Source organism: Naumannella huperziae (genome assembly GCF_054073625.1).
Map to the genome: position 1 here is coordinate 3,218,375 of NZ_JBSXPH010000001.1, position 26,892 is coordinate 3,245,266.

Consider the following 26,892-nt stretch of genomic DNA (forward strand, 5'->3'; position numbering starts at 1 on the left):
CAGCAAGCCGGCGGGCACTCAGCGCGGCACGCCCGCGCCCGGTGCTGACCGGCTCTCGCGCGCGGCCGGCTCCGGGGCCTGCCCCGCCGACGCGGCCCCGGCCAGGGCCTGCTCGAGATCGGCGATCACGTCCGCCGGTTCCTCCAGGCCGACCGACAGCCGCAGCAGCCCGGCATGCGGGCGCGCCTCGGCGGCGACCGGGCGGTGGGTCAGCGCCGCCGGGTGCTGGATCAGGCTGTCCACCCCGCCCAGGGAGACGGCATGAGTGATCAGCCGGCAGCGCTCGGCGACGGCGGCCGCCGCGGCGTACCCGCCCCGCAGGCTGAACGCGAGCACCGCACCGGGTGCGCTCATCTGCCGCTCGCAGATCCGCTGCGGATCGTCGATGCCGGGATGGTGCACGCGAGCCACGGCGGGCTGGGCGGCGAGCCAGTTGGCGATCATGGTCGCGTGCTCGGACTGGGCGCGCACCCGCAGCGGCAGCGTCTGCAGGCCGCGCTGGGCCAGATGTGCCGCATCGGGATGCAGCAGGCCACCGGTGATCGCGCGGATCCCGCGCAGGCGCCGGGCCCACGCGGCATCGGCGGCGATCGCGCCGCCGACCAGGTCGCCGTGTCCGCCGACGAACTTGGTCAGGGAGTGCAGGGCCATCGCTGCACCGTGCGCCAGCGGGTTCTGCAGCACCGGGGTGGCGAAGGTGTTGTCGATCACCACGGGTACGCCGCGCGCCTGCCGCACCAGGTCGGCGATGTCGACGAGATCCAGGGTCGGGTTCGCCGGCGTCTCGGCGAGCACGATGCCCGTGCGGGGCGTGATCGCGGCGGCCACCTCGGCGGGTCGCGCCCAGGTCACCTCGGTGCCGAGCAACCCGGTCGCGAGCAGGTGATCCGTGCCGCCGTAGAGCGGGCGGACCGCCACCACGTGCGGCGTACCGGCCTGCACGCAGGCAAGCAGCAACGCGGACACCGCGGCCATTCCGGACCCGAACGCGACCGCCTCGGGCGCGCCCTCCAACTCGGCGAAGGCGTCCTCGAACCGGGCGACCGTCGGGTTCCACAGCCGCTGGTAGACGAAGGAGTCGGCCGGCCCGGGGCGCCCGCCCGTGGCGAGCGTCTCGTAGGCGTCGCCGCCCGCCAGCACGCCCGGGAGCGCCGAGGTGCTCGACCGGTCGATCGGCGGCACGTGGGCCCAGCGCGTCGCCGGACCGCCCAGGTCGCGGCGTCCCGCGTGTACGGCCCGGGTATCTGCGCTCATGCCGGTCATCTCCGCTGCTCCTTTGCTCGTCGATCTGACGCGATCCTGCACAGATGCCCGCGAGAGTGCGACACTGATGACACAAGATTTCGCAGATTGTCCGTCTGTCACTCGATTCCTCGAAGACAGCGGTACGCCGGGAGGACCTCGTGCAGGAGATGCAGCCCCTCGACGACCTCGACCGCACCCTGGTCCGGCTGCTGGCCGAGGACGCCGCACGGTCCAACAAGACGCTCGCCCGGGCAGCCGGCGTGGCCGAGTCGACCTGCCTGAACCGGATCCGCGCGTTGCGCCGCCGCGGGGTGATCACCGGCGTCCGCGCCGAGATCGCCCCGGAGCAGCTCGGGCTCGGGGTGGTTGCGATGGTCTTCGTCCGCTTCCACGCCCAGCAACGCACCCAGTTCGCGCAGTGGCGGCGCGAGATCTCCGCGCTCCCCGGGGTGATCGCCGGCTATCACCTGTCCGGCGCCTACGACTACCTGGTGCACGTCGCGACCGAGTCCCCCGACGCGTTGCGGGACTTCGTGCTCGATCACCTCTCACACCGTCCGGGCGTCGCCCGGGTCGAGACCAGCCTGGTCTTCGACACGGTCCGCGGCCCCGGTCTCGCGTGAACACGCCCGTGGAAACTTAACCGTCTAGACGGTATAGTTACGGTCATCCACGTCCCGCAGGAGGAGGGTGACCATGACCAACCAGTTGATCGGCAGCTCCGAACGCGCCGGCCTGCGCGAATGGCTCGCGCTCGCCGTCCTGATGCTGCCCGTGCTGCTCGTCGCGGTGGACAACACCGTGCTCGGCCTGGCCCTGCCGGCCATCGCCGCCGACCTCCATCCCAGCGCCACCCAGCAACTGTGGATGATGGACGCCTATCCCCTGGTGCTCGCGGCGCTGCTGCTGGTGATGGGCAATCTCGGCGACCGGATCGGCCGGCGCCGCCTGCTGCTGGTCGGCGCCACCGGGTTCGCCGCGATCTCCTTCCTCACCTCCTTCGCGCCGAGTGCTGGGTGGCTGATCGCCGGCCGGGCCGGGATGGCGATCTTCGGGGCGATGCTGATGCCCTCGACGCTGGCCCTGCTCCGCTCGACCTTCGCGGTCCCCGCCGAGCGCCGGTTGGCCATCGCCGTCTGGACGGCGACCTTCGGCGCCGGCGCGGCACTGGGCCCGCTCGTCGGCGGCGTGCTGCTCACGGCCTTCGACTGGGGCGCGGTGTTCTGGATCGCCGTGCCCGTCCTGGTACCGCTGCTGGCGCTGGCTCCCCTGTTGATCAAGGAGTCGCGCAATCCGGCCCCCGGCCGTGCCGATCTGCTCAGCGTCGCGCTGTCCATCCTGGCGATGGGCCCGGCCGTGCTGGCGATCAAGGAGTTCGCGGTGCAGGGCCCGGGTCTCGAACCGTTGCTGCTCGCCGGCTTCGGCGCGGCCGTCGGTGTGATCTTCGTCCGCCGCCAACGGCTGCTCGCGGCAAGCGCCGGTCGCCAGCCGATGCTGGACGTCGCGCTGTTCGGCATCCCTGCCTTTCGCTACTCCGTGCTGGTGAACCTGTTGAGCATGATCGCGATGGTCGGCTTCCTGTTCCTGGTCTCCCAGCACCTGCAACTCGTGCTGCAGCTTTCCCCGCTGGACGCCGCGCTCGTCCTGGCGCCGGGCGCGCTGGCCTCGATCGTCGCCGGGTTCGGGGTGGTCTTCGCGGTCCGCCGGATCCCGGTACGCGTGGCGATCACAGCCGCCCTGTTGCTGTCGGCATCGGCGTACCTGAGCATCGCGATCGCGGGCGCCGGGGTGTCGGCGCTCGTGCTCGCGGCCGCGTTCACCCTGCTCGGGCTGGGCGTCGGCGCGGCCGAGACCCTGTCCAACGACCTGATCATCTCCTCGGCCCCGCGCGACCGGGCCGGCGCCGCGTCGGCGGTGTCGGAGACCGCATACGAGGTGGGCGCGGTGCTCGGCACGGCGCTGCTCGGCAGCGTGGTGACCGTGGCGTACCGAGCGCACCTGTACCTGCCGGCCGGTGTGGACGGCGTCGCCGCGGACGCGGCGCAGGGTTCCCTCGGCGGCGCGCTGGACGAGGCGGCGCGGATCGGCGGCGAGAGGGGCGCGGCACTGGCCGATGCGGCGCGTGCGGCCTTCGAGTCCGGAGTCACGGTGACCACGGCGCTGGGGGCCGCGCTGATGCTGGCCGCCGCGGTGATCGCCTGGCGGGGGCTGCGACAGGCTCGCTGACCCCCAGGCGGGGTGCAATCTTCCCATGGCCCGCCGTCACCGCCCGCTCCTTTTGCTCGTCACGCTGCTGCTCGCGATCATGGGCGGCGTGGTGGCCGCACCGGCGTACGCGTGCGCGTGCGGCGCCTACGAGCCGAGCCGGCAGCGCGATCTCTCGCTGAGCGGCGAGCAGGCCGCGATCAGCTTCGACGGCAGCCGGGAGCGGATGGCGATCAGCACCGGGCTGCGCACCGACAGCACAGACCTCGCCGTCCTGCTGCCGCTGCCGGCCGAGGCGACGCTGACCCTGGCCGATCCGGCGATGTTCGACCAGCTCTACGACGCCACCGCGCCGGAGGTGATCACGACCGAGAACTGGCTGCCCGGCGGCGCGGGCGTCGGCGACGGCGCCCCGGGAGCGGCCGGCGGCTCGGTCCAGGTGCTGGCCGAGGAGCGGATCGGCGAGTACGCCACCGCGCAGCTGCGCGGCACGCCGGACGATGTCGCGCAATGGCTCGGCGCCAACGGGTTCCGCAGCCGCGACGAGGTGCTCGACGGGCTCGGCGGCTATCTGGAACGCGGCTGGATCGTGCTGGCCGTCCGCGCGAGCCTGCCGGGCGGCGGGGCCGACGAGCTGCGGAACCTGCAGCCGCTGGTCGCAGAGTTCGCGACCAGCGAGCCGGTGTATCCGATGCTGCTCTCGGCGACCTCGGAGGACCGGCTGCCGTTTCGGCTGTACGCCTTCGCCCCCCATCGCCTCGACGCGACCGTCGGCGCCGCGAGCCTGCCGGTCAGCTTCGCCGGCCCGTTCGATGCTGGAGCGGCCCCGGCGGCGGCGGCGTTCGCGCAGCCGGGGGCGGGCTTCCTGACCCGCTTCGACGACGTGCTCGATCCGCGGGAGATCACCAGCGACGTCGCCTTCGCCGACAGCGCGGTCGGCGACCAGCCGCTGCGTGGGGTGATCCACCGGACCGTCGATCGCAGCGGCTGGACCCTGGCGGGCGGGGCGGCGATCCTGATCATCGCCGCGATCGCCGTCGCGGTCGGGGTTGGCCTGCGGCGCCGCCGAGCGGCTGGCTGACTGCTCACACCCCCCGGGGCGCCCGGGTTGTCCCGACGTTTGCGTCAGATCTGACGCAAACGTCGGGACAGACCCGTCAGCGGCCGCCGGTCCCGCCGACGACGGGCACGCCCTCCGAGGGCTGCACCACCACGAAGCCCGGGCCGTGGAAGGCGAGCTGGAAGGTCTCGCCCGAGCCGCGGCCGATCAGCGAGCCCATCTTGAAGTCGTTCTTGATCTGCGGCGCGAGATTCGCCGACCAGCAGACGGCCGCCTGCGGGTCGACATAGGTCGGCTGCTGCGAACAGTCGAGCAGCATCGGCGGACCGTCGGAGGTCACCGCGACCATGCCGTGGCCCTGCAACAACAGGTTGAACAGCCCGCCGGCCATGAAGCCCGCCCCGCCGAGCGACTTGATGTCCCAGTCGATGCTGGAGTCGAAGGCCAGCATGTTCTTGGTGTTCAGCGTGAGCGCCTCGCCCTCGAGCTGGACCAGGAAGATGTCGTGGGCCTGGCGGGCGTAGAAGACCTCGCCGTGGCCGCTGGCGCGCATCATGTTGGCCCCCTCGCCGGTGGCCATCTTCTTCAGCAGCTTCATCCCGCCGCCCGAGCCCTGGTAGGAGAAGTCCAGCTGGCCCTGGTAGGCAACCATCGCCCCGGCCGCGGAGACGATCTCCGGTGCCTGCGGCGTGAGGGCGCAGCGCAGCATCTTCTGCGACTGCAGGGCCCAGCGTTCGTTGGTCTGACGTTCGGCGTTCGAGGCGTCGAACAGATTGCTGCGCATGCAAGTCCTCCTGGGATTTTGGCCGGTACGCGAGGCCCATCCCAGCAGATGCGTGGGTCAGCGCGGGTCGACGCGGCGCGCCAGTCCCGGGTAGTTGATCACGAACCCGTCGGCGTCGACGGTCAACTCCGCACGGAAGTCCCGCAGCTCGCTCTCATAGCGCACCCGGCCCGGGCCGGCGCTGGCGTAGCGCTGGGTCGACGAGATGACGCGCAGCGACGGGACCTCGATCCAGGCCATCGTCAGCACCTGTTCCTCGACGGTGCCGTCCAGCAGACCGAGGCGGCGGATCGGCATCACGTTGGTCAGCGGACACAGCCCGAGATCGCAGTCCAGCGCGCCGTCCAGCCCGGCCGGGTGATCGAGCCCGGGCGGCGGCAGATCGGCCTCGCCGTCAGTCGTGACCGCGCTCGTCCAGCCGCCGTCGTCGTCGCGGCGCAGGTCGAGCGTCCGTGCCCAGCCATCGCCGAGCGCGCTCACGCGCATCCGTCGGGTGATCCAGCCCTCGCCGCACTCCAGCGCCCAGGCGAGCGCCCAGACGTTCGTGCGCTGGGTGCCGTGCGCGGTCAGCGTCGCACCGTCGACCGACGCATGGGCCGTGTCGAGGCGTTCCGGATCATCCTCCCCGAGCCAGGCGAATGATCGTCGCATGGGCCCATCCTCGCAGTGTCGCCGCACAACCCCGCAGCCGGCGTGGCTGCGGTCAGAAGTCCCAGTCCTCGTCGGTGGTGTTGACGGCCTTGCCGATCACGTACGACGAGCCGGACCCCGAGAAGAAGTCGTGATTCTCATCCGCATTCGGCGACAGCGCGGACAGGATCGCCGGCGACACGTCGGTCACCGTCGCCGGGAACATCGCCTCGTAGCCGAGGTTCATCAGCGCCTTGTTGGCGTTGTAGTGCAGGAACTTCTTCACGTCCTCGCTCAGCCCGACGCCGTCGTAGAGCGCGTGGGTGTAGGCCACCTCGTTGTCGTAGAGATCGAAGAGCAGGTCGAAGGTGTAGGTCTTCAGCTCCTCGCGCCGCTCCGGGGTCTGGGTCTCCAGGCCGCGCTGGTACTTGTAGCCGATGTAGTAGCCGTGCACCGCCTCGTCGCGGATGATCAACCTGATCATGTCCGCGGTGTTGGTCAGCTTGGCCCGGCTCGACCAGTGCATCGGCAGGTAGAACCCCGAGTAGAACAGGAACGACTCGAGCAGCGTCGAGGCGACCTTCTTCTTCAGCGGGTCATCGCCCTGGTAGTAGCCCATGACGATCTCGGCCTTGCGCTGCAGGTGCTCGTTCTCCACCGACCAGCGAAACGCCTCGTCGATCTCCCGGGTCGAGCACAGGGTCGAGAAGATCGACGAGTACGACTTCGCATGCACCGACTCCATGAACGCGATGTTGGTCAGCACCGCCTCCTCGTGCGGGGTCAGCGCATCCGGGATCAGGCTGACCGCGCCGACCGTGCCCTGGATGGTGTCCAACAGCGTCAGGCCGGTGAAGACCCGCATGGTGAGCTGCTGCTCCTCCTTGGTCAGCGTCCCCCACGACTGCACGTCGTTGGACACCGGCACCTTCTCCGGCAGCCAGAAGTTGTTCACCAACCGGTTCCAGACCTCGACGTCCTTGTCGTCGGCGATCCGGTTCCAGTTGATCGCCTGCACGTGGTCGACCAGCTTCACCGCCGGCGTCGCCGTGCCCTCGCCCGTTGTCGTCATGATCAGTTCTCCTTCACAGCATGCACGAGACGCAGCCCTCGACCTCGGTGCCCGACAGCGCGAGCTGTCGCAGCCGGATGTAGTAGAGCGTCTTGATGCCCTTCTTCCACGCATAGATCTGGGCCTTGTTGATGTCGCGGGTCGTCACCTCGTCGGTGAAGAACAGCGTGCAGGACAGGCCCTGGTCGACGTGCTGGGTCGCGGCGGCGTACGTGTCGATGATCTTCTCGTAACCGATCTCGTACGCGTCGGCGTAGTACTCCAGGTTGTCGTTGGTCAGGAACGGTGCCGGGTAGTAGACCCGCCCGATCTTGCCCTCCTTGCGGATCTCGATCTTGGCCGCGACCGGGTGGATCGACGACGTCGAGTTGTTGATGTAGGAGATCGACCCGGTCGGCGGCACGGCCTGCAGGTTCTGGTTGTAGATCCCGTGCTCCATCACGTCGGCCTTGAGCTGCGCCCAGTCGGCCTGGCTCGGGATGGCCACGCCGGCGGTCGCGAACAGCTCCTTGACCTTCTCGGTCTTCGGCTGCCACGGCGCATCCGTGTAGGAGTCGAAGAACTCGCCGCTGGCGTACTTGCTGCGCTCGAATCCGTCGAAGGTCTCGCCCCGCTCCCGGGCGATCTTGTTCGACGCGCGCAGGCAGTGGAAGAGCACCGTCATGAAGTAGATGTCGGTGAAGTCCACACCCTCGGCCGAGCCGTAGTGGATCCGCTCGCGGGCCAGGTAGCCGTGCAGGTTCATCTGCCCGAGCCCGATCGCGTGGCTCTTCGAGTTGCCGTACGCCACACTCGGCACCGAGTCGATGTGGCTCATGTCCGAGACCGCGGTCAGGCCGCGGATCGCCGTCTCGACCGTCTGCCCGAAGTCCGGGGAATCCATTGCCGAGGCGATGTTCAGCGAACCCAGGTTGCAGGAGATGTCCTTGCCGATCTCGGCATAGGAAAGATCATCGTCGTAGCGGCTCGGCGTGGAGACCTGGAGGATCTCGCTGCACAGGTTCGACATCGTGATCCGGCCGTCGATCGGGTTCGCCCGGTTCACCGTGTCCTCGAACATGATGTAGGGATAGCCCGACTCGAACTGGATCTCCGCGATCGTCTGGAAGAACTCCCGCGCGTTGATCTTGGTCTTGCGGATCCGCGAGTCATCGACCATCTCGTAGTACTTCTCGGTCACCGAGATCTCGGTGAACGGTACGCCGTAGACGCGCTCGACGTCATAGGGCGAGAAGAGGTACATGTCCTCGTTCTTCTTCGCCAGCTCGAAGGTGATGTCGGGGATCACCACGCCGAGCGACAGCGTCTTGATCCGGATCTTCTCGTCGGCGTTCTCCCGCTTGGTGTCGAGGAAGCGGTAGATGTCGGGGTGGTGCGCGTTCAGGTACACCGCGCCGGCGCCCTGGCGCGCGCCGAGCTGGTTGGCATAGGAGAAGGAGTCCTCCAGCAGCTTCATCACCGGGATCACGCCCGAGGACTGGTTCTCGATCTGCTTGATCGGCGCACCGGACTCGCGGATGTTGGTCAGCGACAGCGCGACACCGCCGCCGCGCTTGGACAACTGCAGCGCCGAGTTGATCGCCCGCCCGATGGACTCCATGTTGTCCTCGACGCGGAGCAGGAAGCACGAGACGAGCTCGCCGCGCTGCTTCTTGCCGGCGTTGAGGAAGGTCGGCGTCGCCGGCTGGAAGCGGCCGCCGAGGATCTCGTCGACCAGGTTCTCCGCCAGCGCCTCGTCGCCCCGAGCGAGCGCCAGCGCGACCATGCACACGCGGTCCTCGTAGCGCTCCAGGTAGCGCTTCCCGTCGAAGGTCTTCAGCGTGTAGGAGGTGTAGTACTTGAACGCGCCGAGGAAGGTCGGGAAGCGGAACTTCTTGGCGTACGCCCGCTTCCACAGGCCGCTGATGAACTCGCCGCTGTACTGGTCGAGCACCTCGCGCTCGTAGTAGCCGTGCTTGACCAGGTGGTCGAGCTTCTCCTCCAGGTCGTGGAAGAAGACGGTGTTCGGGTTGACGTGCTGCAGGAAGTACTGGTGCGCGGCCTCCCGGTCGGCGCCGAACTGGATCCGGCCGGCCTCGTCGTAGAGGTTCAGCATCGCATTCAGCTCGTGATAGCCGAGCCCGCGGAACCGCTCGGGGATCGCCTTGTCGTCGGCATCCGGGGCGACATCGGACGCGATGAGCTCGGGCGCCGGCTGTGGCGCGCTCCCCGGCTCGCCGCTGCCGGCGTCGGTCTCGGGCCCGGGCGCGGCGCCCTCGGTCAGCTCTTCGACTGTCGTCTCCACAGTTCCTCCAGTCCCTCCCGGACCCGGGTCACGTCCTCCGGGGTCCCCATCAATTCGAACTTGTACAACACGGGCACCCCGCACTTCGCCGCGATGATGTCGGCGGCGACGCCGTAGGTGTCATGGAAGTTGGTATTGCCGGCCCCGATCACTCCGGTCAGCCTGGCCCGGTTGGCCGGATCGTTGAGGAAACGCACCACCTTCGGTGGCACGTGCCCCTTCCCGTCGGCCCCGTAGGTCGGGACCACCAGCACGAACGGCGACCCGGCCCTGACCTGTTGCCCGGCCAGGGGCAGCCTCGTCGCCGGGAGCCCCAGCTTCTCGACGAAGCGGTGGGTGTTTCCCGAACTGGACGAGAAGTAGATCAGCCGCTCGTTCGTGTCGAGCAGATCAGATCCGTCGGCGTTGCCCGCGTCCGCTGCGGTGGCCAGCATCGCGTTCGGCATCGGTACGCCCGGATCGGTTTCGCCCGCGCCGCTCAGGCGACGTTGCTGGCCGCGGCATCGGCCTTGGCCAGCGCCGCGATCTTGTCGGGCCGGAAACCCGACCAGTGATCGGTGGCGGTGATCACGATCGGCGCCGCGAAGTAGCCCAGATCCTTGCTGTGCGCCAGGGCCGCATCGTCGGTGGTGAGATCGATGATCTCGTAGTCGATGCCGGCCTTGTCGAGAGCGCGGTAGGTCGCCGTGCACTGCACGCAACCGGGCTTGGTGTACACCGTCACGGACATGAGTCGGGCTCCTCGGAAGTGGGGTGGATGACGGGCCGGATTGCTCCTCCGGGCCTCGTTGTGCTTGTGTTGTGCGCCGGGTGCTCAAACACTAGATGTAGTGGCTGACGCTCACCTCGACCGCTAGATAAGCGTATTACACCGGTGTGATTTTGGGAAGACGACGGCGTGTCTTTTTCGCCTCGGGCCACCCCGCCCAGCGCTGGCGCGGGCGAGCGGGGATCAGTCGTCCGAACGCTCGGGCGTGTCGCGCCGACCACCCTCCTCGGCCTCGTCCTCGAGCCGCTCCCGCTCCGCGCGCATCCGCTTCATCATGCTGCGGAACAGCAGCACCATGACGACGGCCATCACCACCAGCAGGATCGCCATGCCCCAGCCCGCGATGGCGATGTCGGCCAGCGGATTGCCCTCGTTCCTCATGCCCGGGCCTCCTGCGCCGCCGACACCGCGATGCCCGCGAACAGATCGTCCTCCGGGGTCGCGGCGTCGATGCGGCTGCGGGCCAGCTCGAAGTCCTCGGTGGGCCAGGCCGTCTGCTGGACGTCGAGCGGCACGGCGAACCAGCGGCCGTCCGGATCGATCTGGGTTGCGTGGGCAAGAAGCGCCGCATCGCGTACCCCGAACCAGTCCGCGGCATCCACCCGCGTCGTGATCCGCTGCTCCCACTCGGGCTCGCGCTGCCAGTTCGCCAGTTGCTCCGCATACGGCGATTCGAGTCCCCGCTCGCGCATCGCGGCATCCAGCGCCTCGAACCGGGCCCGATGAAACGACATGTGGTAGTAGAGCTTGCTGACCGCCCACGGCTCGCCGTGTTCGGGCCAGGCGGTCGGATCGGCGGCGGCATCCCACGCCGCCAGGCTGATCCGATGAGTCATGATGTGGTCCGGGTGCGGGTAGCCGCCACGTTCGTCATAGGTCGTCATCACATGCGGCCGGAACTCCCGGATCACCTGGACCAGCCGGCCGGCCGACTCGTCGATGTCGGTCAGCGCGAAGCATCCGTCGGGCAGCGGCGGCAGCGGATCGCCCTCGGGCAGGCCCGAGTCGACGAAGCCGAGCCAGACCTGTTCGACCCCGAGGATCTCCCGCGCCGCGTCCATCTCGGCCTTCCGGACGGCGGCGATGTTGGCCTCGATGTCGGGGCGCTCCATCGCGGGATTGAGGATGGATCCCCGTTCGCCGCCGGTGCAGGTCACCACCATCACCTCCACCCCCTCGCCGACGTAGCGGGCCGTGGTCGCCGCTCCCTTGCTCGACTCGTCGTCGGGGTGGGCGTGCACGTGCAGCAGCCGCAGTGGTTCGCCCGCGCGGTCGCGGCGCAGTACGGGGACATCGTGCTGGGTGGTGCCCTCGTGGGCCAGCTCACGCTCGGTCATGTGCCCATCCTTCCCAGCCGCGCCCGTCCCGGCCAACTCGGGGTCTCGCTCTCCCCTTGCCGGGCCACCCCACTACTGCACAACACCGCGCCGACGGCACGGATTCCCTGCCGAGCGCCGCGGTGCCGCACAATTGCGGGGTGTCCGAGCAGCCGCTGACCGAGGCCGAGCAACGCATCGCGCGCCGTTACCCGCCGCCGCGGATCCCGCGCGCGGCGTGGTGGATCGCCGGCGGTCTGTTGATTCCCGTGCTGGTGGCCGGCTGGCTGTGGATCGCGACGAGCCAGGCCAACCGGGCGGTCACGGCGAGCGTGCACACCTTCGAGATCGCCGACGACCGGGTGGACGCGGTGATCACCGTGCAGCGCCCCGATCCTTCGCGCGCGGCGACCTGCGAGGTCTTCGCCCAGGCGGTCAACTTCGAGCGCGTCGGGGAGATCTCGGCGCCGGTGCCGCCGTCGACGCGTACCTCCGACACCATCGCGGTCACGATCCAGACCTACCGCCGGGCGACCGCGATCGACGTCGGCGACTGCACGATCGTCGACTGATCGACCCGGACCCGGGCCGCGTCGGGGCCCCGTGAGGGCGCCCTTTGCTAGCCTTGTCCGATGGCAGAGACCACTCAACCGAACACGATCTGGCTCACCCAGGAGGCCTACGACAAGCTGGCCGCCGAGCTGGAGCACCTGCAGAACGAAGGCCGCGCCGAGGTGACCGCCCGGATCGCGGCGGCCCGCGACGAGGGCGACCTGCGCGAGAACGGCGGCTACCACGCCGCGCGTGAGGAGCAGGGCCAGCAGGAGGCTCGGATCGTCCAGCTCAAGGACATGCTGCGGCGCGCCGAGGTGGGCGAGCCGCCGACCGATCCCGACGAGGTCGTGCCGGGCAGCAAGGTGACGATCGCCTTCGACGGCGATGAGTCCGACACCGACACCTTCCTGCTGGGCTCGCGCGAGATGCTCGGGCTGGACGACGGCGTCGACGCGCTCAACGTCTACAGCCCGCAGAGCCCGCTGGGCGCGGCCATCCTGAACAAGAAGAAGGGTGACGCCGTCTCCTACGAGGCGCCCAACGGGTCATCGATCAACGTGACCATCGTCTCCGTGGAGCCGTTCGACGGCTGACGCCCCCGCACTCTCCGCCATCCGCGAGGGCCGCACGGATCACCGTGCGGCCCTCGCGGTTTGTCTGCGTTCTCGGCGAGATCGCAGCTTCAGTTGTGTTCCTCGGCGGTCGACCCGGTGCGGATCGTGGCGGCACCCATCACGATCGCGACATCGAGCCTGGCAGCACCGTTGCCGAGGACCACCTCATCGGCGGCACCCGTGTGCTCGCCGGCCCAACCGACCCGGCCGAGCTGGCTCTCCGCGTGCACGGTGACATTGGAGTCGGCCCCGAGGGCGACGGTGAGGCTGCCGGATTCACAGCGGACGCGGGACCGGCCGGTGGTGATCGTGCCCGTGACGGTGCCGGGGCCGGCCTGGATCAGCACGTCCTCGGCCTCGGCGATGCCGATCAGCCGGGCGCCGCCCACGGTCACCCGGACCTTGCCGAGCAGATCGATCGATTCGGTACGCAGGGAGCCACCCGTCACCTCGGCGTCCAGCACCAGCTCGGGGTTGATCCGGACGACGAGCTCCTTGCCCAGGCCCATCGACTTCACGTCGTCGAAGCTGCGCGGCGGCCGGAACAGGCTGAACCCCTGCATCGACGGGCCGACATCGCCCTCGCTGATGATCTCCACGACATCGCCGCTGCGCCGCAGCACGTGCTGACCGTCGACCTCGGCCGTGGTCACACCCGGGTCGCCCAGCACGCGTACCCGCCGGCCGACGACCCGGATCGAGACCCGCCGCACCCCTCCCGGGCGAGCGCCCGGTCCCCGCGGCGCCGGCCGGGTGAACTCGTCCGCGCCCGCCCCGGCCGGTCGCTCGGAAAAGCGCGTCTCGGCCTCGTGCCGCAGCCGCCCGAGCCCCTCCTCCGCCTCGTGCCGCAGCCGATCGAATCCCTGCCGCGCGAGGTCGAACCAGGACTGCTCGGCGCCGGCGCGCCCGGTGCCGGTCTGCTCCCCGGCAGCGTGCTGCTCCGGTGACTGTTGATCATCGTCGGGCTGGTTCTCGGTCTCGCCGGCAGGCTCTTCGGGCGACGGCTGGCTGAAGTCCTCGCGGGCGAGGCCCGGGCGCTGCGCCCGGCCGAGCTCCTCCTCGCTGCGCTGCTCGACCACGGGCTCGGCGTCGCTCGCCCGGTCGCCAGCGGGCTCGGCGTCGCTCGCCCGGTCGTCCGTGGGCTCGGCCTCCGGCCGGGGCCGAAGATCCTCCTCGTCGGGCGGCACGGTGCCCGACCAGGCGGCCGACCGGGCCCGCCTCGGCTCGCCTGCCGGGCCGTCCGCGGCACCGCGTACCTGCTCGATCCGGCGCGCCGCCTCGGCGGAATCGATCCGCCCGGCGGCGAGGTCGTCGAGGATCGGGTCCAGCTCCGATGAACTCATGGGCCCGAGTCTAGAGAGCCGAAATCCGCCGCGGGTCCGCCTGTGGTGCCGGTTCAGGGCAATCTCCGGGACCGCACGGGTTGGGCTAGCCTCGGCGAAGTGATGGGGCGGGTCCGAGGGTGGGTACGCGATCGCTCCACCCTCCCCCGCGATGTCTTCGTGCTGGCCCTGATCGCCTTCAGCGTCGCCGTCGGCTTCGGCGTGCTGGTGCCGGTCCTGCCGGTCTTCGCGAAATCCTTCGGGATCGGCAACCTCGAGGCGGGTGCCGTCATCTCCGCATTCGCGCTGCTGCGGCTGCTCACCAGCCCGCTCGCGGCGCGGCTACTGCGACGCTTCTCCGAGCGCGCCGTGCTGGCGACCGGCGTATTCGTCGTCGCGGCCTCGAGCGCCGCGGCCGGCCTCGCCCAGAGCTATCCGCAGTTGTTGATCATGCGCGGCCTGGGCGGGATCGGCTCGGCGATGTTCACCGTCTCGGCGATGACCCTGCTGCTGCGCTCGGTCCCGGCGACCATGCGGGGCCGCGCCGCCGGTTTCTTCCAGTCCGGGTTCCTGCTCGGCGGCATGGCCGGCCCGGCGCTCGGCAGCCTGCTCGCCACCATCTCGCTGACCGCACCGTTCTTCTTCTACGCGGCGACGCTGGCGGTCGCGGGCACCGTCGGGCTCGCGCTGCTCCGCCCGCCGGTGCACGCGGGCGCCTCGACGTCTCCGCCCGGGGTGCCCCTGCGTACCGTGCTCGGCGACGCCCGCTTCCAGGCGGCCTGCGCGACTAATTTCGCTCAGGGCTGGAATGCCTTCGGGGTACGCAGCTCGTTGGTTCCGGTCCTCGTGGTGGAGTCGCTGCACCGCTCCCCCGCCGACGCGGGCATTGCCTTCGCGATCGCCGCCGTCGCCCAGACCCTTGCGCTCGGCCCGGCCGGCCGGTTCGTCGACACGATCGGTCGCCGACCGGCCATGATCGCCGGCGGCCTGATCTGCGGGTTGTCCGCGGCCGCAATCGCGTTCGCGCCGGATCTGTGGGTGCTGACCGGGGTGTTCGTGATCTTCAGCCTGGGCGCGGCGCTGCTCGGCACCGCGCCGGCGGCGGCGGTCGGAGACGCGGCCGGGCCGAACAGCGGCCAGCCGGTCGCCGTGTTCTCGATGTGCGCCGACATCGGGGCGATCATCGGCCCGCTGGTCGCGGGCGCACTGGCCGACGCGTTCTCGATGCCGGCCGCGTTCGCGGTGGGTGCGGTGTTGTTGATCATGTCATCCGCCCTCGCGACGCGGATGCCGCCCGGCGTACCCGAACCTGAGCCCGCGACGAAAGGGACGAGATGAAACGACCACTGTCCGAGCTGATCGCGCCCGACTGGGCGGCAGCGCTCCACCCGGTGGCCGACCGGATCGCCGCGATGGGCGACTTCCTGCGGGCCGAGAACGCCGCCGGACGGGGCTACCTGCCGGCCGGCGATGCCGTGCTGCGGGCCTTCACCCTGCCGCTGGAGCGAGTACGCGTGCTGGTGGTCGGCCAGGATCCCTACCCCACGCCGGGCCACCCGGTCGGCCTGAGCTTCTCGGTGGCCCCCGACGTGCGGCCGTTGCCCAAGTCGTTGATCAACATCTACCGCGAGCTGCACGATGATCTTGGCGTGCCGCCCGCGGAATCGGGCGACCTGACCCCGTGGTTCGACCAGGGCGTGTTGCTGCTCAACCGGGTACTCACCGTGCAGCCCGGCCGGTCGGCGGCGCATCGCGGGCAGGGCTGGGAGGTGATCACCCAGCGAGCGATCGAGGCGCTGGTGGAGCGCGGCGGACCGCTGGTCGCGATCCTGTGGGGCCGCGACGCCCAGTCGCTGATCCCGATGCTCGGGTCGGTGCCGCACGTGGCCAGCCCGCACCCCTCGCCGCTGTCGGCGCACGCGGGCTTCTTCGGCTCCCAGCCGTTCTCCCGGGTCAACGAACTCCTCGAACGGCAGGGCGCGGACCCGATCGACTGGTCGCTCGACGCGCAGCGGGCCTGAGTCGAGTTAGCCTGCCGCCGTGGAGCGCGACCATGTCCTGCACCCGGCGCTGCGGCCCTATGTTGCGTCGCTGGTCGGCTACCGCGCGCGTCTGGACCCCCGCGCGGTGCATCACGGCCTGCCGTCGCCGACGATCACGGTCGTGCTGTCCTTCGACGAGCCGCTCGACGCCGGCTGGCTGGGCTGGCCGGCCGGTCGCGGCGACTTCTGGACCTGCGCGTCCGGCCTGCACACCACCCCCGCGCTGATCCGCACCCACGGCGCGCAGCACGGCATCCAGCTTGCGCTGACCCCGCTCGGCTCGCGCGCGCTGTTGGGCCTGCCGGCGGGCGCGCTGGCCGGTGAGCTGGTACGCCACGAGGACCTCCCGCTCGGCATCGGCGCGGGCCTGCACGCCGAGCTGGCCAGCCTCGATGGCGGCGAGCGGGTGCGTCGCCTGGAACGACACCTGCTGGCGCTGCTGGCCCGGTCCACCACCGACCCGGCGCACGCGATCGGCCCCGAGCTGGCCCGCGCCTGGGCGCTGTTGCAGCGCACCGGCGGCACCGTTCGGATCGACGAGCTGGCCACCCGGATCGGTTGGGGGCGGCGCCGGCTGACCCGCGAGTTCCGCGCCGAGTACGGCGTCTCGCCGAAGCAGGCCGCGCGGGTCACCCGGTTCGACCGCAGCCGGCGGCTGCTCGCCGCGGGGAGACCGCTGGCCGAGCTCGCCGCGAGCGCCGGGTTCTTCGACCAGGCGCACCTGTCCAGGGAGTACGCGGCGCTGGCCGGGCGCAGCCCGGGACAGTTGCGCGCCTCGGCGTACCACCTGGCCTGATGCCCATTCGTCCAAGCGGGCCGGACCCCCGCGCGGGCACGCTGGCGCCATGAGCAGACAACTCTTTGCAGCATTCGCCTTCGACGACCCGGACGCGGCGATCGCGTTTCTCACCGCGGTCGGGTTCGCCGAGGCGGGGGTGTACCGCGACGACGCCGGCACCGTCGTGCACGCGCAGTTCGACTGGCGGGAGACGGGCGGGGTGATGTTCGGCGCGGCCCGCCGCGGCGACGACGGCGACGCCGACCGCTCCGCGACCGTCGGGCGGGGCGCTTGCTACTGCGTCTGTCCCGACGACGCCGCGGTCGATGCGGTGCATGCGTCGGCGCTGGCGGCGGGCGCGTCATCGGTGCAGGCGCCGACCGACATGGACTACGGCGGCCGCGGGGCCACGGTCCGCGACGCCGAGGGCAACCTGTGGTCCTTCGGCAGCTATCCGGGCTCCTGATCCGCGGCGCGAGCATGGGTTGACCTCCAGCGCGGTTGAGCTCCTAGCGTCGCCGCCATGACGACACCTACCGCGCCCACGGCGGCCATGCGAGCGATCATCGTCGACGAGTTCGGCCCGCCGGACGTATTGCAGCCCCGGGAGGTGCCGGCCCCGGAGCCGGGCCCCGGCGAGGTGTTGATCAACACCGTTTTCGCCGACGTGATGTTCCTCGACGTGCGGCTGCGCAGCGGCTGGGGCGCCGACTACTTCAAGATCACCCCGCCCTATGTCCCGGGCGGCGGCGTCGGCGGCACCGTCGCGGCCGTGGGCGCGGGGGTCGACGCCGGCCTGGTCGGGGCCACCGTCACCGCCCGGGTCGGCGGTCGCGTCCCGGTCGGTGGGTACGCCGAGCGCGCCCTCGCGCAGGCCGACGACCTGACCCGCGTACCCGCGGGGCTCGGCCTCGATCTGGCCACCGCCCTGGTACACGACGGCAAGACCGCGCTCGCCGCCTGGCGGGCGGTCGACGTCACCGCGGGCGACACCGTGTTGATCACCGCGGCCTCGGGCGGGCTCGGGACACTGCTCACCCAGCTCGCGGTACGCGCGGGCGCCGAGGTGATCGCCGCCGTCGGCAGCGCCGCCAAGGGCGAACGCCTGCGCGCGCTCGGCGCGAGCGAGATCGTGGCGAGCACCGACCCGCGGTGGAGCGACGCGGTGTCGGCCCGGCCGCGGGTCGTCTTCGACGGCACGGGCGGCGACGTCGGCCGCGCGGCGGCGGGCCTGCTCGCCGACGGCGGCTCGCTGGTCGGCTACGGCGCCGCATCGGGCGGGTTCGCCGCCGTGGACGATCCGCGGATCCGCGTGGTCGACCTCGGCAAGATCAACCCGGCCGATCCCGGCCTGGCCGACGAGGCGCTGGAGCTCGCCCGCACCGGCGAGCTCGCGGTCACCATCGGCCAGACGTTCCCGCTCGCGGACGCCGCCGAGGCCCACCGCACGATCGAGGAGCGCCGCGCGATCGGTCGGACGCTGCTCACGATCTGAGCCGCCGGCGGCGCGGTGCGAGGGCGGCGGTGCTCAGCCCGGCCAGGCGTCGGCGAGGGCGGCGACGTCGGAGCGTTCGGTACGCACCGCGCGGCCGGGGACCAGCGCCGCGTCGGCGACGAAGCCCTCCTCGCGTCCGGTCAGGTCTTCCACCAGCCGCCGGCGCCAGAGCGCGATCTCGTCCGCCCGCGTCGGATCGTCGATCAGATTGTGCAGCTCGTGCGGGTCGGCCTCGAGGTCGAAGAACTGCTCGATGCCCTTCGCCGATGCCCACAAGAACTTCCGCCGGCCGTCGGTCACCCACTGCAGGGACTGGTCGAAATGCACGTGCTCGCCGTGCAGATGATCACGCCACCGGGCCACCTCGCCGCCGACCGTGCCCGGCGCCAGGCTCGCCCCGTCCATCGACGGCGGCGCCGCCACACCCGCGAACTCCAGCACCGTCGGTGCGATGTCGCGCAGCTCGGTGACCTCGCTGCGTACCTGACCGCGCGGTGCCTCCGGGCTGAACCGCGGCGCCGGCCGGACGATCAGCGGCACCCGCGCACTGCCCTCGTAGCCGACGCTCTTGCGATACATGTCATGATCACCGAGCATCTCGCCGTGGTCGGAGGTGAAGATGATCACGGTGTCGTCGAGCAGTTCATGATCGGCGAGCGCCTCGCGGATCCGGTTGATCTGCAGGTCGAGGTGACTGATGTTGCCGTGGTAACCGGCAACCGCGCGGTGCCGGGTCTGCGGGTCGAGCCGACCCATGACGGTCTGGTGATGATCGTCGCGGCGAAACTCGGCGAAATCGTCGATCCAGTCCCCGCGCGGCGGTTCGGTGCGCGGACCGTGCAGGTACTGGTCGAAGGCCCACTGCGGCGGATTGAACGGCGCGTGCGGGCGGTGGAACGACACGTAGCAGAAGAACGGCACCGTCGGATCGCGTCGCGCCAACCAGTCGACGGTCTCCTGGGCGACCCAGTTCGTCGGGTGCAGCCGCTCGGGCAGCGTCCACGGCACGGCGACCATCGAGTTCGGCCCGACCCCGTCACCGAAGCCGTCCGCGTCCGGCCCGACCTCGGGCTGGCGACGGAGCCAGGCCAGATAGTCGTCGTGCGCGGCAAGATTGCGCCCGCCGTAGCGCCGGGAGAAGTGCAGGAATCCGTCGTGCAGCCGAACATCGTCGAAGCCGCAGCGCGACCGCTCGGGAAAGACGTGCATCTTGCCGATCGCCTGGGTCTGGTAGCCGTGCTCGCGCAGCACCGCCTGCATCGTCACGGGGTGCGCGTCCGCGAACGGCACGCCCTCCCGGTAGCCGTAGCGCCCGTGCCGCTCCTGCGACTGACCGGTGAACAACCCCACCCGGGCCGGTACGCAGGTCGGCGTCGCGGAGTACGCCCGGGCGTACCGCGTTCCCTCGCCGGCCAGCTCGTCCAGGTGTGGCGTACGGACCACGGGATGACCGGCCGAGGACAGCGCGTCGCCGCGCATCTGGTCGACGCAGACGACCATGATGTTGGGCCGGTCGTGGCGGATCGCGCGGGGACCGCTGGCCCGCGACGCAATCGACTCCGCCATCTCCCACCTCCGCCGAAAACCTATCGCCCGCGGCTGCGCAGCCTTGGCGGCGGGTGCAGACTGGAGGCATGCTCTTCCGCAACTTCACCCCCGAGATGGTCACGGCTGACCGCGCGCTGCCCGGCCGCGACACCCCGGTGCTGGCCCCGATCCCGAAGCACCTCGCCTACGGGATCCCGCTCGACGAGGTGCCCGAGGGGTCCGAGGTCGCCTACTTCGGGATGGGCTGTTTCTGGGGCGCGGAGCGCCTGTACTGGCTCACCGACGGGGTGACCAATACCGGGGTCGGCTACCAGGGCGGGTTCACCCCGAACCCGACCTATGAGGAGGTCTGCTCCGGGCGTACCGGCGACGCCGAGGTCGTCAAGGTCGCCTACGACCCGAACCGGGTCAGCTTCGAGGAACTGTTGAAGGTCTTCTTCGAAAACCACAACCCCACCCAGGGGATGCGGCAGGGAAACGATGTGGGTACGCAGTACCGCTCGCTGATCCTGACCACCACCCCCGAGCAGTTCGCCACCGCGGAGCGCGTGCGCGATCTCTACCAGCAGCGGTTCACCGACGCCGGCTTCGGCACGATCACCACCGAGATCGTCGAGGCGAGCCCGTTCTACTGGGCCGAGGACTACCACCAGCAGTATCTGATCAAGAACCCAGGCGGCTACTGCAACCACGGCCCCAACGGCGTCAGTTGCCCGGTCGGCGTGCTGCGGCAGGACCAGGTGCCGAGCCAGGAGTCCGTGCTCGGGCGAGAGGAGTAGCCCCGGCCGTTCCGATACGGCAGACTCCCTGCCCATGATCACGACGGGGGCCGATCGCGAACTGCTCGAGGCGATGCTCGACGACAACCGGGCCGAGCTGGTGGCGAGCGTCCGCGGGCTGTCCGATGCCGACGCGCGCCGCAGGCTGGTGCCCTCGCTGACCACCCCGCTCGCGCTGCTCACCCACGCCGCGGCCGCGGAGCGATCCTGGTTCCAGCGCCGGTTGGCGGCGCTGCCGGAGTCGGAGTGGGACGGCTACGGCTACGGCGACGACGCCAGCTTCGCCACACCCGAGGGCCTGACGCTCGACGAGGCGACCGCGGCGTTCGAGCGGGCCTGCGCCCGTAGCCGCGAGATCGCCGCCGAGTTCGACCTCGACCACGAGGTGCACCACGAGCGGATCGGCACGGTCTCGCTGTGCTGGATCATGTTGCACATGATCCGCGAGCTCGCGCGGCACGCCGGGCACGGCGACATCCTGCGGGAGCAGTTGCTGGGGGGCGGGTCGGCGACCCGGCCGGAGTTCGGCGTACCGCCGCCGGGGTCGGGCAGCGACTCACCGCACAACCCGTAATCTGCGTCACATGACAGCAGTTCCTACTCCTGCTGCACAATGGTGCACGGCGGAAGCGAGGTGCCGGACGAGTCCCCCCGAACGAACGTCGGGTTCAGCGCAGCCCATCCGTTCAGCTCCCCGACACCCCGCTCCCGAGAACGCTAATCGCTGGCTCTTCACTTACCGCGGGCCCGCAATGTGAACGCACCCGACCCGCACCGCCTGCGCCGACCGGCCGAGAACGATTTCCCGACCGCATTCGCCCGCGCGCTGACGTCGCAGGGCCGGACCCTGGAGTGGTTGCGCAGCCGCCTGGCCGATCGCGGTACGCCGGTCAGCCTGGCGACCCTGAGCTACTGGCGGTCCGGGCGCAGCCGGCCCGAACGCCTGGCCTCGCTGGACGCGCTCGACCAGATCGAATCGCTGCTGCGGCTCGAGCCCGGGCACCTGCGCAACCGGTTGGGTCCATCGCGGCGCGTGGGGCCCGACGGTGCCTCCGCCCCGATACCCGACATCGCCGCCATGCATGCCGACAGCATCGGCGATGCGCTGCGGCGCCTGGGCTTCGGCGACGGTTGGGGCATGATCGACCTGAGCACCCATGTCGTGCTCCGGATCGATGCCGATCGCGCCCTGCGCCGGGTCTCGACCCGGACCCTGTGGCGCTGCCAGCACGATCGGGCCGACGCGCTGCCGCTGATCTACGTGCCGAGCGATCCCGACGAGACCGTGCCCACCATCGGCCTCGTCCGCGGTGGGACGGTCGAGCAGATCCTCTCCGACACCCCGAACATGCTGGCGGCGCGGATCGCTGCCGATCGGCCCGTTCGCTGGGGCGAGGAGATCGTGGTCGAGCATGAGCTGGAGTTCCCCGGCGTGTCCGACGACTGCTACGAACACCACGTCGTGCGTCGGATGCAGGAGGTGCTGATCTGGGTCCAGTTCGACCCCGCCCGGTTGCCGGCATCCGCCGATGTCTACTGGCACGACGCCGACGACGGATCCAGGATCGAACCGGTCGACATCACGGGGCTGACCACGCTGCATCACCGACGTCGCGGCTTCGGCCCGGGATCGTTGGGCATCCGGTGGCGCTGGTGAGCATCCGGCGTACCCCATGACGGAAGTCACGCGCATCCGGTGACCGCGCGCACCGGTCGCACCCGCAGGCATGTGATCGACTTCTCGGGTGCCCGCCTTGCCCGCGATTGAACAAGCGTTTAACGTAGCGCTCATGCCGCCCGACGCCCCCGAACGCATCCGCCGCGCCGCGGTCGAGCTGTTCGGTGAGCGCGGGTACGCCGGCACGACCGTGCGGGCCATCGCGGAGCGGGCGGACGTCTCCCCCGGACTGGTGATCCACCATTTCGGCGGCAAGGAGCGTCTGCGCGCGGCCTGCGACGAGCTGGTCGCCGAAGCCATCCGGGCCAAGGCACCGATCCTCGAGGGCGTCGACCTGCCCGATCCCGCAGCACTGCGCGATCTCCAGGCCGAGGCCGAGCCGTTGCGGGCCTATCTGGTCCGGATGATCGGCGAGGGTGGCGCGGGGGCCGACGCACTGTTCGCCCGGATGGTGGAGTTGACCGAGGGGATGCTCGCCGCCGGCGAGCGAGCCGGCACCGTCCGCCCGAGCGACGATTCGCGGGCGCGCACTGCCATGCTGGTGGCGTACTCGCTCGCGGCCCCGCTCCTCGGCGGCCAACTGGCGAGCTACCTCGGCTACCGCGATCCCCGCGACGCGGCCCTGCAGCATCGGCTCGGCCGCGCGTCGGTCGAGGTTCTCGTCCGCGGGATGTTCACCGACGAACGCCTGCTCGCCCTGATCACCGCCATGGGTGACAACCCCGAGCCCGGCATCGGTCGAAAGACGGATGCGGACTCTGACCCCGAGCAACCAGACTCGAACCCGGCCGACCGGCGCTGATCGGCACACCGTGATCGACAACTCCTCGACCAGAAACTAGGAATCTCGTGAGTCATCTGACCCGCCTCAGCCTCGGCAACCGCGCGGTGATCGTGTTGTTGTGCCTGACCATCGTGGGCCTCGGCCTGTTCGCCACCCGTTCGCTGAAGCAGGAGCTGATCCCGCAGACCGACTACCCCTTCGCCTACATCACCGCCTCCTACCCCGGCGCCTCGCCACAGGTGGTCGAGCGCGACGTGACGAAGCCGATCGAGGACGCGGTACGCGGCGTCGCCGACATCACCAAGACGACGTCGGCGTCGTCGACCGGCTTCGGCCAGGTCCAGGTGGAGTGGAACTTCGGCATCCCCACCGACGACATGCAGAACAAGCTGCAGGGCGCCGTCGACCAGATCAAGGCGAATCTGCCCACCGATGTCGAGCCGAAGGTCACCACGATCAGCCTCGACGCCGCGCCGGTGCTGGCGCTGGGTGTCTCGTCGGACTACAGCTCCGAGGAGCTCAGCGACAAGCTGAACGACATCGCGGTACCGCGGCTGAACGGGCTGCCCGGCGTCGGCTCGACGGAGGTGTCCGGCCAGCAGGTGAACGAGGTCGTGGTGACACTGCGCCAGTCCGATCTCGACGCCAAGAAGGTGCAGCCGAGCCAGCTCCAGCAACTCTTCCAGGCGTACAAGTCGCAGATCCCCGCGGGCAGCCTGACCGCCGACGGCCAGCAAATCAATGTCCAGGTGGGCAAGACGCTGACCACGGTGGACGACGTGAAGAACCTGGAGCTGCAGGGCACCGACGGACCGGTGAAGCTCGGCGACGTCGCCGACGTGGCGGACAAGCCGGCCGAGTCGACCTCGATCTTCCGGGTGGACGGCCAGCCGGCGCTGGGCCTGACGGTGACCAAGACCGCCGACGGCAATGTCGTCGAGGTCGCCAACGCGGTGAAGCAGGCCCTCCCGGAGCTACAGACCCAGCTCGGCGGCAACACCAGGTTCAACACCCTGTTCGACCAGGCGCCCTACATCGAGGATTCGATCAAGGACCTGGGCACGGAGGGCGTGCTCGGTCTGATCATGGCGATCGTGGTCATCCTGATCTTCCTCTGGTCGGTACGCCCGACGATCATCAGCGCGATCTCGATCCCCCTGTCGCTGCTGATCGCGATGATCGGGCTGTTCGTGGGCGGCTACACCCTGAACATGCTGACGCTCGCCGCGCTGACGGTCGCGATCGGCCGGGTGGTGGACGACTCGATCGTGGTGATCGAGAACATCAAGCGCCACCAGGGCACCGGCGCCGAGTTCGGGGCCGACCTGATCATCAAGTCCGTCAAGGAGGTCGCGGGCGCGATCACCGCGTCCACGCTGACCACGGTCGCGGTGTTCTTGCCGATCGCCCTGGTCGGCGGTCAGGTCGGCGAGCTGTTCCGGCCGTTCTCGGTGACGGTCGCGATCGCGCTCGGCGCCTCGCTGGTGGTCGCGCTGACCATCGTGCCGGTGCTCGCGTACTGGTTCATGCGGCCGTCGCGCCGCCCGGTGAACCCCGAGAAGGCCGCGCGCCGCCAGGCCAAGGCGGACGCGCTGGCGGCGCGGGAGGCCGAGCGGGAGAGCGCGGCCCAGGCGAAGACCGCGGCCCGCGTACAGGCCAAGGAGGAGCGACTCGTCGCCAAGCTGCAGGCCCGCGGCAAGAGCCCGGAGCAGATCGGCGCGAAGGTCGCCGCGCTGCGCGCGAAGTACCCGACCGGCAGCTCGCTGCCGGCCGATCACGACGCGCACGCCTCGGCCGAGACGCCTCTGCAGCGCGGCTACCTGCCGATCCTGCGCTGGACCCTGCGGCACCCGGTGATCACCAGCGCGGCGGCGATCCTGATCTTCATCCTGACCATGGCGATGACGCCGTTCCTGAAGACGGACTTCCTCGGTTCGTCGGGCGAGACGACGCTGCAGGTGACGCAGACGCTGCCGGCGGGCTCGGCGATCGAGCGCACCGACGAGGACGCGAAGAAGGTCGAGCAGGTGCTGTCGGCCGATCCCGACATCGACACCTACTCGACGACCATCACCGGCGGCGGCGGGGACGTCTACATGGGCACCGGGGGTGGCGCGAACGTCGCCAGCTATTCGATCACCCTGAAGGATCGCGCCGACGGCACCGCGACGATGGAGCGGTTGCGCGGCCAACTCACCGCGTTGCCCGACGCCGGCGAGATCGAGGTCGCGGTGGCCGGCGGCACGGGCGGCGGCAACGAGATCGCGATCCAGGTGCAGGGCAACGATGAGAAGGCCGTCTCCGAGGGCACCGACCGGGTGGTCGAGATGCTCAAGGCCATCCCCGGCATGTCGGAGGTGAAGAGCGACCTGTCGGAGCAGCAGACCATCCTGCAGGTCGACATCGACGAGTCGAAGGCGGCCCAGTACGGGATGAGTCAGGGCACGATCGGCCCGGCCGTCACGGAGGCGCTGCGCGGCACGACGCTCGGCCAGATGCAGATCAACGACAGCGAACAGGACGTGGTGCTGCGCTCGCGCGAGCCGGTGAAGACCAAGGAGGAGCTGGAGAATCTCGAGCTGCCGGTCACCGAGAAGCAGACCGCCGATGCCCAGCAGGACGAGCAGGACTCGATCAAGGACGAGCAGGACGAGCTCGCCGACGAGCAGAAGCGCAAGGCCGAGGAGCAGGCCGACAAGCAGCAGGATCAGTTGCGCGAGCAGCGCGACAAGCTCTCCGACCAGCTCGACGAGCTGCTCGGCCAGCTCGACGACGCCCGCAACGCGCCGGTGCCGGCCGCCCCGCCCGCCGGAGCGCTGCCCCAGGCCCCGGACGCCGGCGGAGGGGCCGGCGCGGGAGCGGGAGCCGGCGCGGGAGCGGGAGCCGGCGCGGGAGCGGGAGCAGGAGCCGGCGCGGCCGCCAAGCAGGCCCAGGTGGACGCGCTGGAGGAGCAGGTCTCGCAACTGCGCGAGCAATTGAGCGAGATGGACGACCAGATCGAGGAGGCCCGCCAGCAGCGCGCCGATTCCGACGAGCAGCAGCGCCGGAGCGACGAGCTGGCCGACCGCAGCGAGAACCTGAAGGACATCACCGGAAAGCCGGTGAAGCTGAAGGACGTCGGCAAGGTCAACGAGATCACGGCGCCGTCGACGATCAACCGGATCGACGGCGCGCGTGCCGTCTCGGTGACCGGCAAGCCGACCGGTGACGACCTGGGCGCGGTCACGGCGCAGATGCAGAGTGGCCTGGCGACGATCAGCCTGCCGAGCGGCGTCACGGCGAGCATCGGCGGCGTGTCCGCCGACCAACAGGAGGCCTTCGGACAGCTCTTCGCGGCGATGGGGGTGGCGATCGCGATCGTCTACATCATCATGGTGGCGACGTTCCGCTCGCTGCTGCAGCCGTTGATCCTGCTGGTCTCGGTACCGTTCGCGGCGACCGGCGCGATCGGACTGCTGTTGCTCACCGGCGTACCGCTCGGCATCGCGTCCATGATCGGCCTGCTGATGCTGATCGGCATCGTGGTCACCAACGCGATCGTGCTGATCGACCTGATCAACCACTATCGAGCCCAGGGCGCATCGGTCGACGATGCCGTGATCCATGGCGCGCGGTTGCGGTTGCGACCGATCATCATGACGGCAGCGGCGACCATCTGTGCCCTGATCCCGATGGCGTTCGGCCTGACCGGCGGCGGGGTGTTCATCTCCCAGCCGCTGGCGGTGGTGGTGATCGGCGGACTGATCAGCTCGACGCTGCTCACGTTGGTGCTGGTGCCGGTGCTCTACCACTTCGTGGAGAAGTTCCGCTCCCGCAAGTCCGACAAGGGGAACCGGCCGCGTCGCGACGCCGAGCGCGACGAGCCGACGACCCCGCTGAACACGATGTTCGGCGACGATCCGGGCCCGGCGCCGGCGCGCTGAATGCCGACG

26 protein-coding genes are annotated in these 26,892 nt (G+C 70.4%); 15 read left to right on the forward strand and 11 right to left on the reverse strand.

The features are described 5' to 3' along the window. Window positions 1-18 precede the first annotated feature (18 nt). Window positions 19-1,254 carry a trans-sulfuration enzyme family protein gene (locus ACXDC7_RS15340; RefSeq protein ID WP_459222652.1) on the reverse strand — a complete coding sequence of 412 codons (1,236 nt, stop codon included), beginning with the start codon at window positions 1,252-1,254 and terminating at the stop codon, window positions 19-21. A 158-nt stretch (window positions 1,255-1,412) separates the two neighbouring features. On the opposite strand from ACXDC7_RS15340, the gene ACXDC7_RS15345 reads away from it, so the two are divergent. From ACXDC7_RS15345 to ACXDC7_RS15355, 3 genes are all read left to right on the forward strand, one after another. Beyond that, entirely contained in the window at window positions 1,413-1,868 is a 456-nt protein-coding gene (locus tag ACXDC7_RS15345) for an Lrp/AsnC family transcriptional regulator (protein WP_459222853.1), read from the forward strand. A 73-nt stretch (window positions 1,869-1,941) separates the two neighbouring features. Beyond that, window positions 1,942-3,471, forward strand: a complete 1,530-nt coding sequence (locus tag ACXDC7_RS15350) for an MFS transporter (protein ID WP_179445615.1) — start codon at window positions 1,942-1,944, stop codon at window positions 3,469-3,471. Window positions 3,472-3,496: 25 nt separating this feature from the next. Next, window positions 3,497-4,531 carry a DUF2330 domain-containing protein gene (locus tag ACXDC7_RS15355; protein WP_459222653.1) on the forward strand — a complete coding sequence of 345 codons (1,035 nt, stop codon included), beginning with the start codon at window positions 3,497-3,499 and terminating at the stop codon, window positions 4,529-4,531. Between the two features lie 76 nt (window positions 4,532-4,607). Here the strand turns inward: ACXDC7_RS15355 and ACXDC7_RS15360 are convergent, their stop codons facing one another. The 8 genes from ACXDC7_RS15360 to mca all read right to left on the reverse strand — a co-directional run bounded on the left by ACXDC7_RS15360 (window position 4,608) and on the right by mca (window position 11,386). Next, on the reverse strand, window positions 4,608-5,294 hold the full coding sequence (locus ACXDC7_RS15360) for an AIM24 family protein (protein ID WP_179445613.1): 687 nt from the start codon (window positions 5,292-5,294) through the stop codon (window positions 4,608-4,610). A gap of 57 nt (window positions 5,295-5,351) precedes the next feature. Further along, window positions 5,352-5,945 (reverse strand): putative glycolipid-binding domain-containing protein, encoded by a 594-nt coding sequence (locus tag ACXDC7_RS15365; protein ID WP_459222654.1) that lies wholly within the window; start codon window positions 5,943-5,945, stop codon window positions 5,352-5,354. 52 nt (window positions 5,946-5,997) lie between these two features. Beyond that, the gene (gene nrdF, locus ACXDC7_RS15370; protein WP_179445611.1) at window positions 5,998-6,996 is read right to left on the reverse strand and encodes a class 1b ribonucleoside-diphosphate reductase subunit beta; all 999 of its coding nucleotides are present in this window, start codon (window positions 6,994-6,996) and stop codon (window positions 5,998-6,000) included. Between the two features lie 13 nt (window positions 6,997-7,009). Continuing rightward, window positions 7,010-9,280: a class 1b ribonucleoside-diphosphate reductase subunit alpha gene (gene nrdE, locus ACXDC7_RS15375; protein WP_459222655.1), complete on the reverse strand. Its 2,271-nt coding sequence runs from the start codon at window positions 9,278-9,280 to the stop codon at window positions 7,010-7,012. After that, the gene (nrdI, locus tag ACXDC7_RS15380) at window positions 9,256-9,726 is read right to left on the reverse strand and encodes a class Ib ribonucleoside-diphosphate reductase assembly flavoprotein NrdI (protein WP_179445610.1); all 471 of its coding nucleotides are present in this window, start codon (window positions 9,724-9,726) and stop codon (window positions 9,256-9,258) included. Before nrdI ends, nrdE begins: the two co-directional genes overlap by 25 nt. A gap of 32 nt (window positions 9,727-9,758) precedes the next feature. Further along, window positions 9,759-10,010 carry a glutaredoxin-like protein NrdH gene (nrdH, locus tag ACXDC7_RS15385; RefSeq protein ID WP_179445609.1) on the reverse strand — a complete coding sequence of 84 codons (252 nt, stop codon included), beginning with the start codon at window positions 10,008-10,010 and terminating at the stop codon, window positions 9,759-9,761. A 222-nt stretch (window positions 10,011-10,232) separates the two neighbouring features. Continuing rightward, window positions 10,233-10,430: a hypothetical protein gene (locus ACXDC7_RS15390; protein ID WP_179445608.1), complete on the reverse strand. Its 198-nt coding sequence runs from the start codon at window positions 10,428-10,430 to the stop codon at window positions 10,233-10,235. Further along, window positions 10,427-11,386 (reverse strand): mycothiol conjugate amidase Mca, encoded by a 960-nt coding sequence (mca, locus tag ACXDC7_RS15395; protein ID WP_179445607.1) that lies wholly within the window; start codon window positions 11,384-11,386, stop codon window positions 10,427-10,429. Before mca ends, ACXDC7_RS15390 begins: the two co-directional genes overlap by 4 nt. A gap of 140 nt (window positions 11,387-11,526) precedes the next feature. Here mca and ACXDC7_RS15400 point away from each other — a divergent pair, with 140 nt between their 5' ends. Then, window positions 11,527-11,937: a DUF4307 domain-containing protein gene (locus ACXDC7_RS15400; RefSeq protein ID WP_179445606.1), complete on the forward strand. Its 411-nt coding sequence runs from the start codon at window positions 11,527-11,529 to the stop codon at window positions 11,935-11,937. A 60-nt stretch (window positions 11,938-11,997) separates the two neighbouring features. Further along, window positions 11,998-12,513: a transcription elongation factor GreA gene (gene greA, locus ACXDC7_RS15405; RefSeq protein ID WP_179445605.1), complete on the forward strand. Its 516-nt coding sequence runs from the start codon at window positions 11,998-12,000 to the stop codon at window positions 12,511-12,513. Between the two features lie 89 nt (window positions 12,514-12,602). On the opposite strand, the gene ACXDC7_RS15410 is transcribed toward greA, so the two are convergent. Continuing rightward, complete coding sequence (locus ACXDC7_RS15410) at window positions 12,603-13,877, reverse strand: hypothetical protein (RefSeq protein WP_459222656.1); 1,275 nt, start codon at window positions 13,875-13,877, stop codon at window positions 12,603-12,605. 102 nt (window positions 13,878-13,979) lie between these two features. On the opposite strand from ACXDC7_RS15410, the gene ACXDC7_RS15415 reads away from it, so the two are divergent. The 5 genes from ACXDC7_RS15415 to ACXDC7_RS15435 are packed head-to-tail and all read left to right on the forward strand — an operon-like array spanning window position 13,980 to window position 18,171. After that, window positions 13,980-15,194, forward strand: coding sequence for an MFS transporter (locus tag ACXDC7_RS15415; RefSeq protein ID WP_459222854.1), 1,215 nt, complete (start codon window positions 13,980-13,982; stop codon window positions 15,192-15,194). After that, complete coding sequence (locus tag ACXDC7_RS15420; protein WP_459222657.1) at window positions 15,191-15,877, forward strand: uracil-DNA glycosylase; 687 nt, start codon at window positions 15,191-15,193, stop codon at window positions 15,875-15,877. Before ACXDC7_RS15415 ends, ACXDC7_RS15420 begins: the two co-directional genes overlap by 4 nt. Window positions 15,878-15,896: 19 nt before the next feature. Further along, window positions 15,897-16,694, forward strand: a complete 798-nt coding sequence (locus ACXDC7_RS15425) for a helix-turn-helix domain-containing protein (protein ID WP_459222658.1) — start codon at window positions 15,897-15,899, stop codon at window positions 16,692-16,694. Window positions 16,695-16,743: 49 nt separating this feature from the next. Continuing rightward, a complete protein-coding gene (locus ACXDC7_RS15430) occupies window positions 16,744-17,142 on the forward strand; it encodes a VOC family protein (protein ID WP_459222659.1) in 399 nt (132 codons plus the stop codon). Between the two features lie 57 nt (window positions 17,143-17,199). Beyond that, entirely contained in the window at window positions 17,200-18,171 is a 972-nt protein-coding gene (locus ACXDC7_RS15435; protein WP_459222660.1) for a zinc-binding dehydrogenase, read from the forward strand. 33 nt (window positions 18,172-18,204) lie between these two features. Here ACXDC7_RS15435 and ACXDC7_RS15440 read toward each other — a convergent pair whose 3' ends face one another. Continuing rightward, complete coding sequence (locus ACXDC7_RS15440; RefSeq protein WP_459222661.1) at window positions 18,205-19,737, reverse strand: arylsulfatase; 1,533 nt, start codon at window positions 19,735-19,737, stop codon at window positions 18,205-18,207. Window positions 19,738-19,805: 68 nt separating this feature from the next. Here ACXDC7_RS15440 and msrA point away from each other — a divergent pair, with 68 nt between their 5' ends. The 5 genes from msrA to ACXDC7_RS15465 all read left to right on the forward strand — a co-directional run bounded on the left by msrA (window position 19,806) and on the right by ACXDC7_RS15465 (window position 26,883). Beyond that, window positions 19,806-20,498 carry a peptide-methionine (S)-S-oxide reductase MsrA gene (gene msrA / locus ACXDC7_RS15445; protein ID WP_218843849.1) on the forward strand — a complete coding sequence of 231 codons (693 nt, stop codon included), beginning with the start codon at window positions 19,806-19,808 and terminating at the stop codon, window positions 20,496-20,498. Window positions 20,499-20,532: 34 nt separating this feature from the next. Next, entirely contained in the window at window positions 20,533-21,072 is a 540-nt protein-coding gene (locus ACXDC7_RS15450; protein WP_179445598.1) for a DinB family protein, read from the forward strand. A gap of 180 nt (window positions 21,073-21,252) precedes the next feature. Beyond that, on the forward strand, window positions 21,253-22,155 hold the full coding sequence (locus ACXDC7_RS15455; RefSeq protein ID WP_179445597.1) for a hypothetical protein: 903 nt from the start codon (window positions 21,253-21,255) through the stop codon (window positions 22,153-22,155). A gap of 133 nt (window positions 22,156-22,288) precedes the next feature. After that, on the forward strand, window positions 22,289-22,978 hold the full coding sequence (locus ACXDC7_RS15460) for a TetR family transcriptional regulator (protein ID WP_179445596.1): 690 nt from the start codon (window positions 22,289-22,291) through the stop codon (window positions 22,976-22,978). Window positions 22,979-23,025: 47 nt separating this feature from the next. After that, entirely contained in the window at window positions 23,026-26,883 is a 3,858-nt protein-coding gene (locus ACXDC7_RS15465) for an efflux RND transporter permease subunit (RefSeq protein WP_459222662.1), read from the forward strand. The last annotated feature ends 9 nt before the right edge of the window (window positions 26,884-26,892 follow it).

What these genes read in the sequence shown, in the direction of transcription:
- nrdF (WP_179445611.1), bottom strand. Translation starts at nt 6,996, where the DNA reads ATGACGACAACGGGCGAGGGCACGGCGACGCCGGCGGTGAAGCTGGTC.
- msrA (WP_218843849.1), top strand. Translation starts at nt 19,806, where the DNA reads ATGCTCTTCCGCAACTTCACCCCCGAGATGGTCACGGCTGACCGCGCG.
- ACXDC7_RS15450 (WP_179445598.1), top strand. Translation starts at nt 20,533, where the DNA reads ATGATCACGACGGGGGCCGATCGCGAACTGCTCGAGGCGATGCTCGAC.
- ACXDC7_RS15340 (WP_459222652.1), bottom strand. Translation starts at nt 1,254, where the DNA reads ATGAGCGCAGATACCCGGGCCGTACACGCGGGACGCCGCGACCTGGGC.
- ACXDC7_RS15350 (WP_179445615.1), top strand. Translation starts at nt 1,942, where the DNA reads ATGACCAACCAGTTGATCGGCAGCTCCGAACGCGCCGGCCTGCGCGAA.
- mca (WP_179445607.1), bottom strand. Translation starts at nt 11,386, where the DNA reads ATGACCGAGCGTGAGCTGGCCCACGAGGGCACCACCCAGCACGATGTC.
- ACXDC7_RS15410 (WP_459222656.1), bottom strand. Translation starts at nt 13,877, where the DNA reads ATGAGTTCATCGGAGCTGGACCCGATCCTCGACGACCTCGCCGCCGGG.
- ACXDC7_RS15430 (WP_459222659.1), top strand. Translation starts at nt 16,744, where the DNA reads ATGAGCAGACAACTCTTTGCAGCATTCGCCTTCGACGACCCGGACGCG.
- ACXDC7_RS15345 (WP_459222853.1), top strand. Translation starts at nt 1,413, where the DNA reads ATGCAGCCCCTCGACGACCTCGACCGCACCCTGGTCCGGCTGCTGGCC.
- ACXDC7_RS15390 (WP_179445608.1), bottom strand. Translation starts at nt 10,430, where the DNA reads ATGAGGAACGAGGGCAATCCGCTGGCCGACATCGCCATCGCGGGCTGG.
- ACXDC7_RS15435 (WP_459222660.1), top strand. Translation starts at nt 17,200, where the DNA reads ATGACGACACCTACCGCGCCCACGGCGGCCATGCGAGCGATCATCGTC.
- ACXDC7_RS15365 (WP_459222654.1), bottom strand. Translation starts at nt 5,945, where the DNA reads ATGCGACGATCATTCGCCTGGCTCGGGGAGGATGATCCGGAACGCCTC.
- ACXDC7_RS15460 (WP_179445596.1), top strand. Translation starts at nt 22,289, where the DNA reads ATGCCGCCCGACGCCCCCGAACGCATCCGCCGCGCCGCGGTCGAGCTG.
- nrdI (WP_179445610.1), bottom strand. Translation starts at nt 9,726, where the DNA reads ATGCCGAACGCGATGCTGGCCACCGCAGCGGACGCGGGCAACGCCGAC.
- ACXDC7_RS15420 (WP_459222657.1), top strand. Translation starts at nt 15,191, where the DNA reads ATGAAACGACCACTGTCCGAGCTGATCGCGCCCGACTGGGCGGCAGCG.
- ACXDC7_RS15440 (WP_459222661.1), bottom strand. Translation starts at nt 19,737, where the DNA reads ATGGCGGAGTCGATTGCGTCGCGGGCCAGCGGTCCCCGCGCGATCCGC.
- ACXDC7_RS15415 (WP_459222854.1), top strand. Translation starts at nt 13,980, where the DNA reads ATGGGGCGGGTCCGAGGGTGGGTACGCGATCGCTCCACCCTCCCCCGC.
- ACXDC7_RS15355 (WP_459222653.1), top strand. Translation starts at nt 3,497, where the DNA reads ATGGCCCGCCGTCACCGCCCGCTCCTTTTGCTCGTCACGCTGCTGCTC.
- greA (WP_179445605.1), top strand. Translation starts at nt 11,998, where the DNA reads ATGGCAGAGACCACTCAACCGAACACGATCTGGCTCACCCAGGAGGCC.
- ACXDC7_RS15360 (WP_179445613.1), bottom strand. Translation starts at nt 5,294, where the DNA reads ATGCGCAGCAATCTGTTCGACGCCTCGAACGCCGAACGTCAGACCAAC.
- nrdH (WP_179445609.1), bottom strand. Translation starts at nt 10,010, where the DNA reads ATGTCCGTGACGGTGTACACCAAGCCCGGTTGCGTGCAGTGCACGGCG.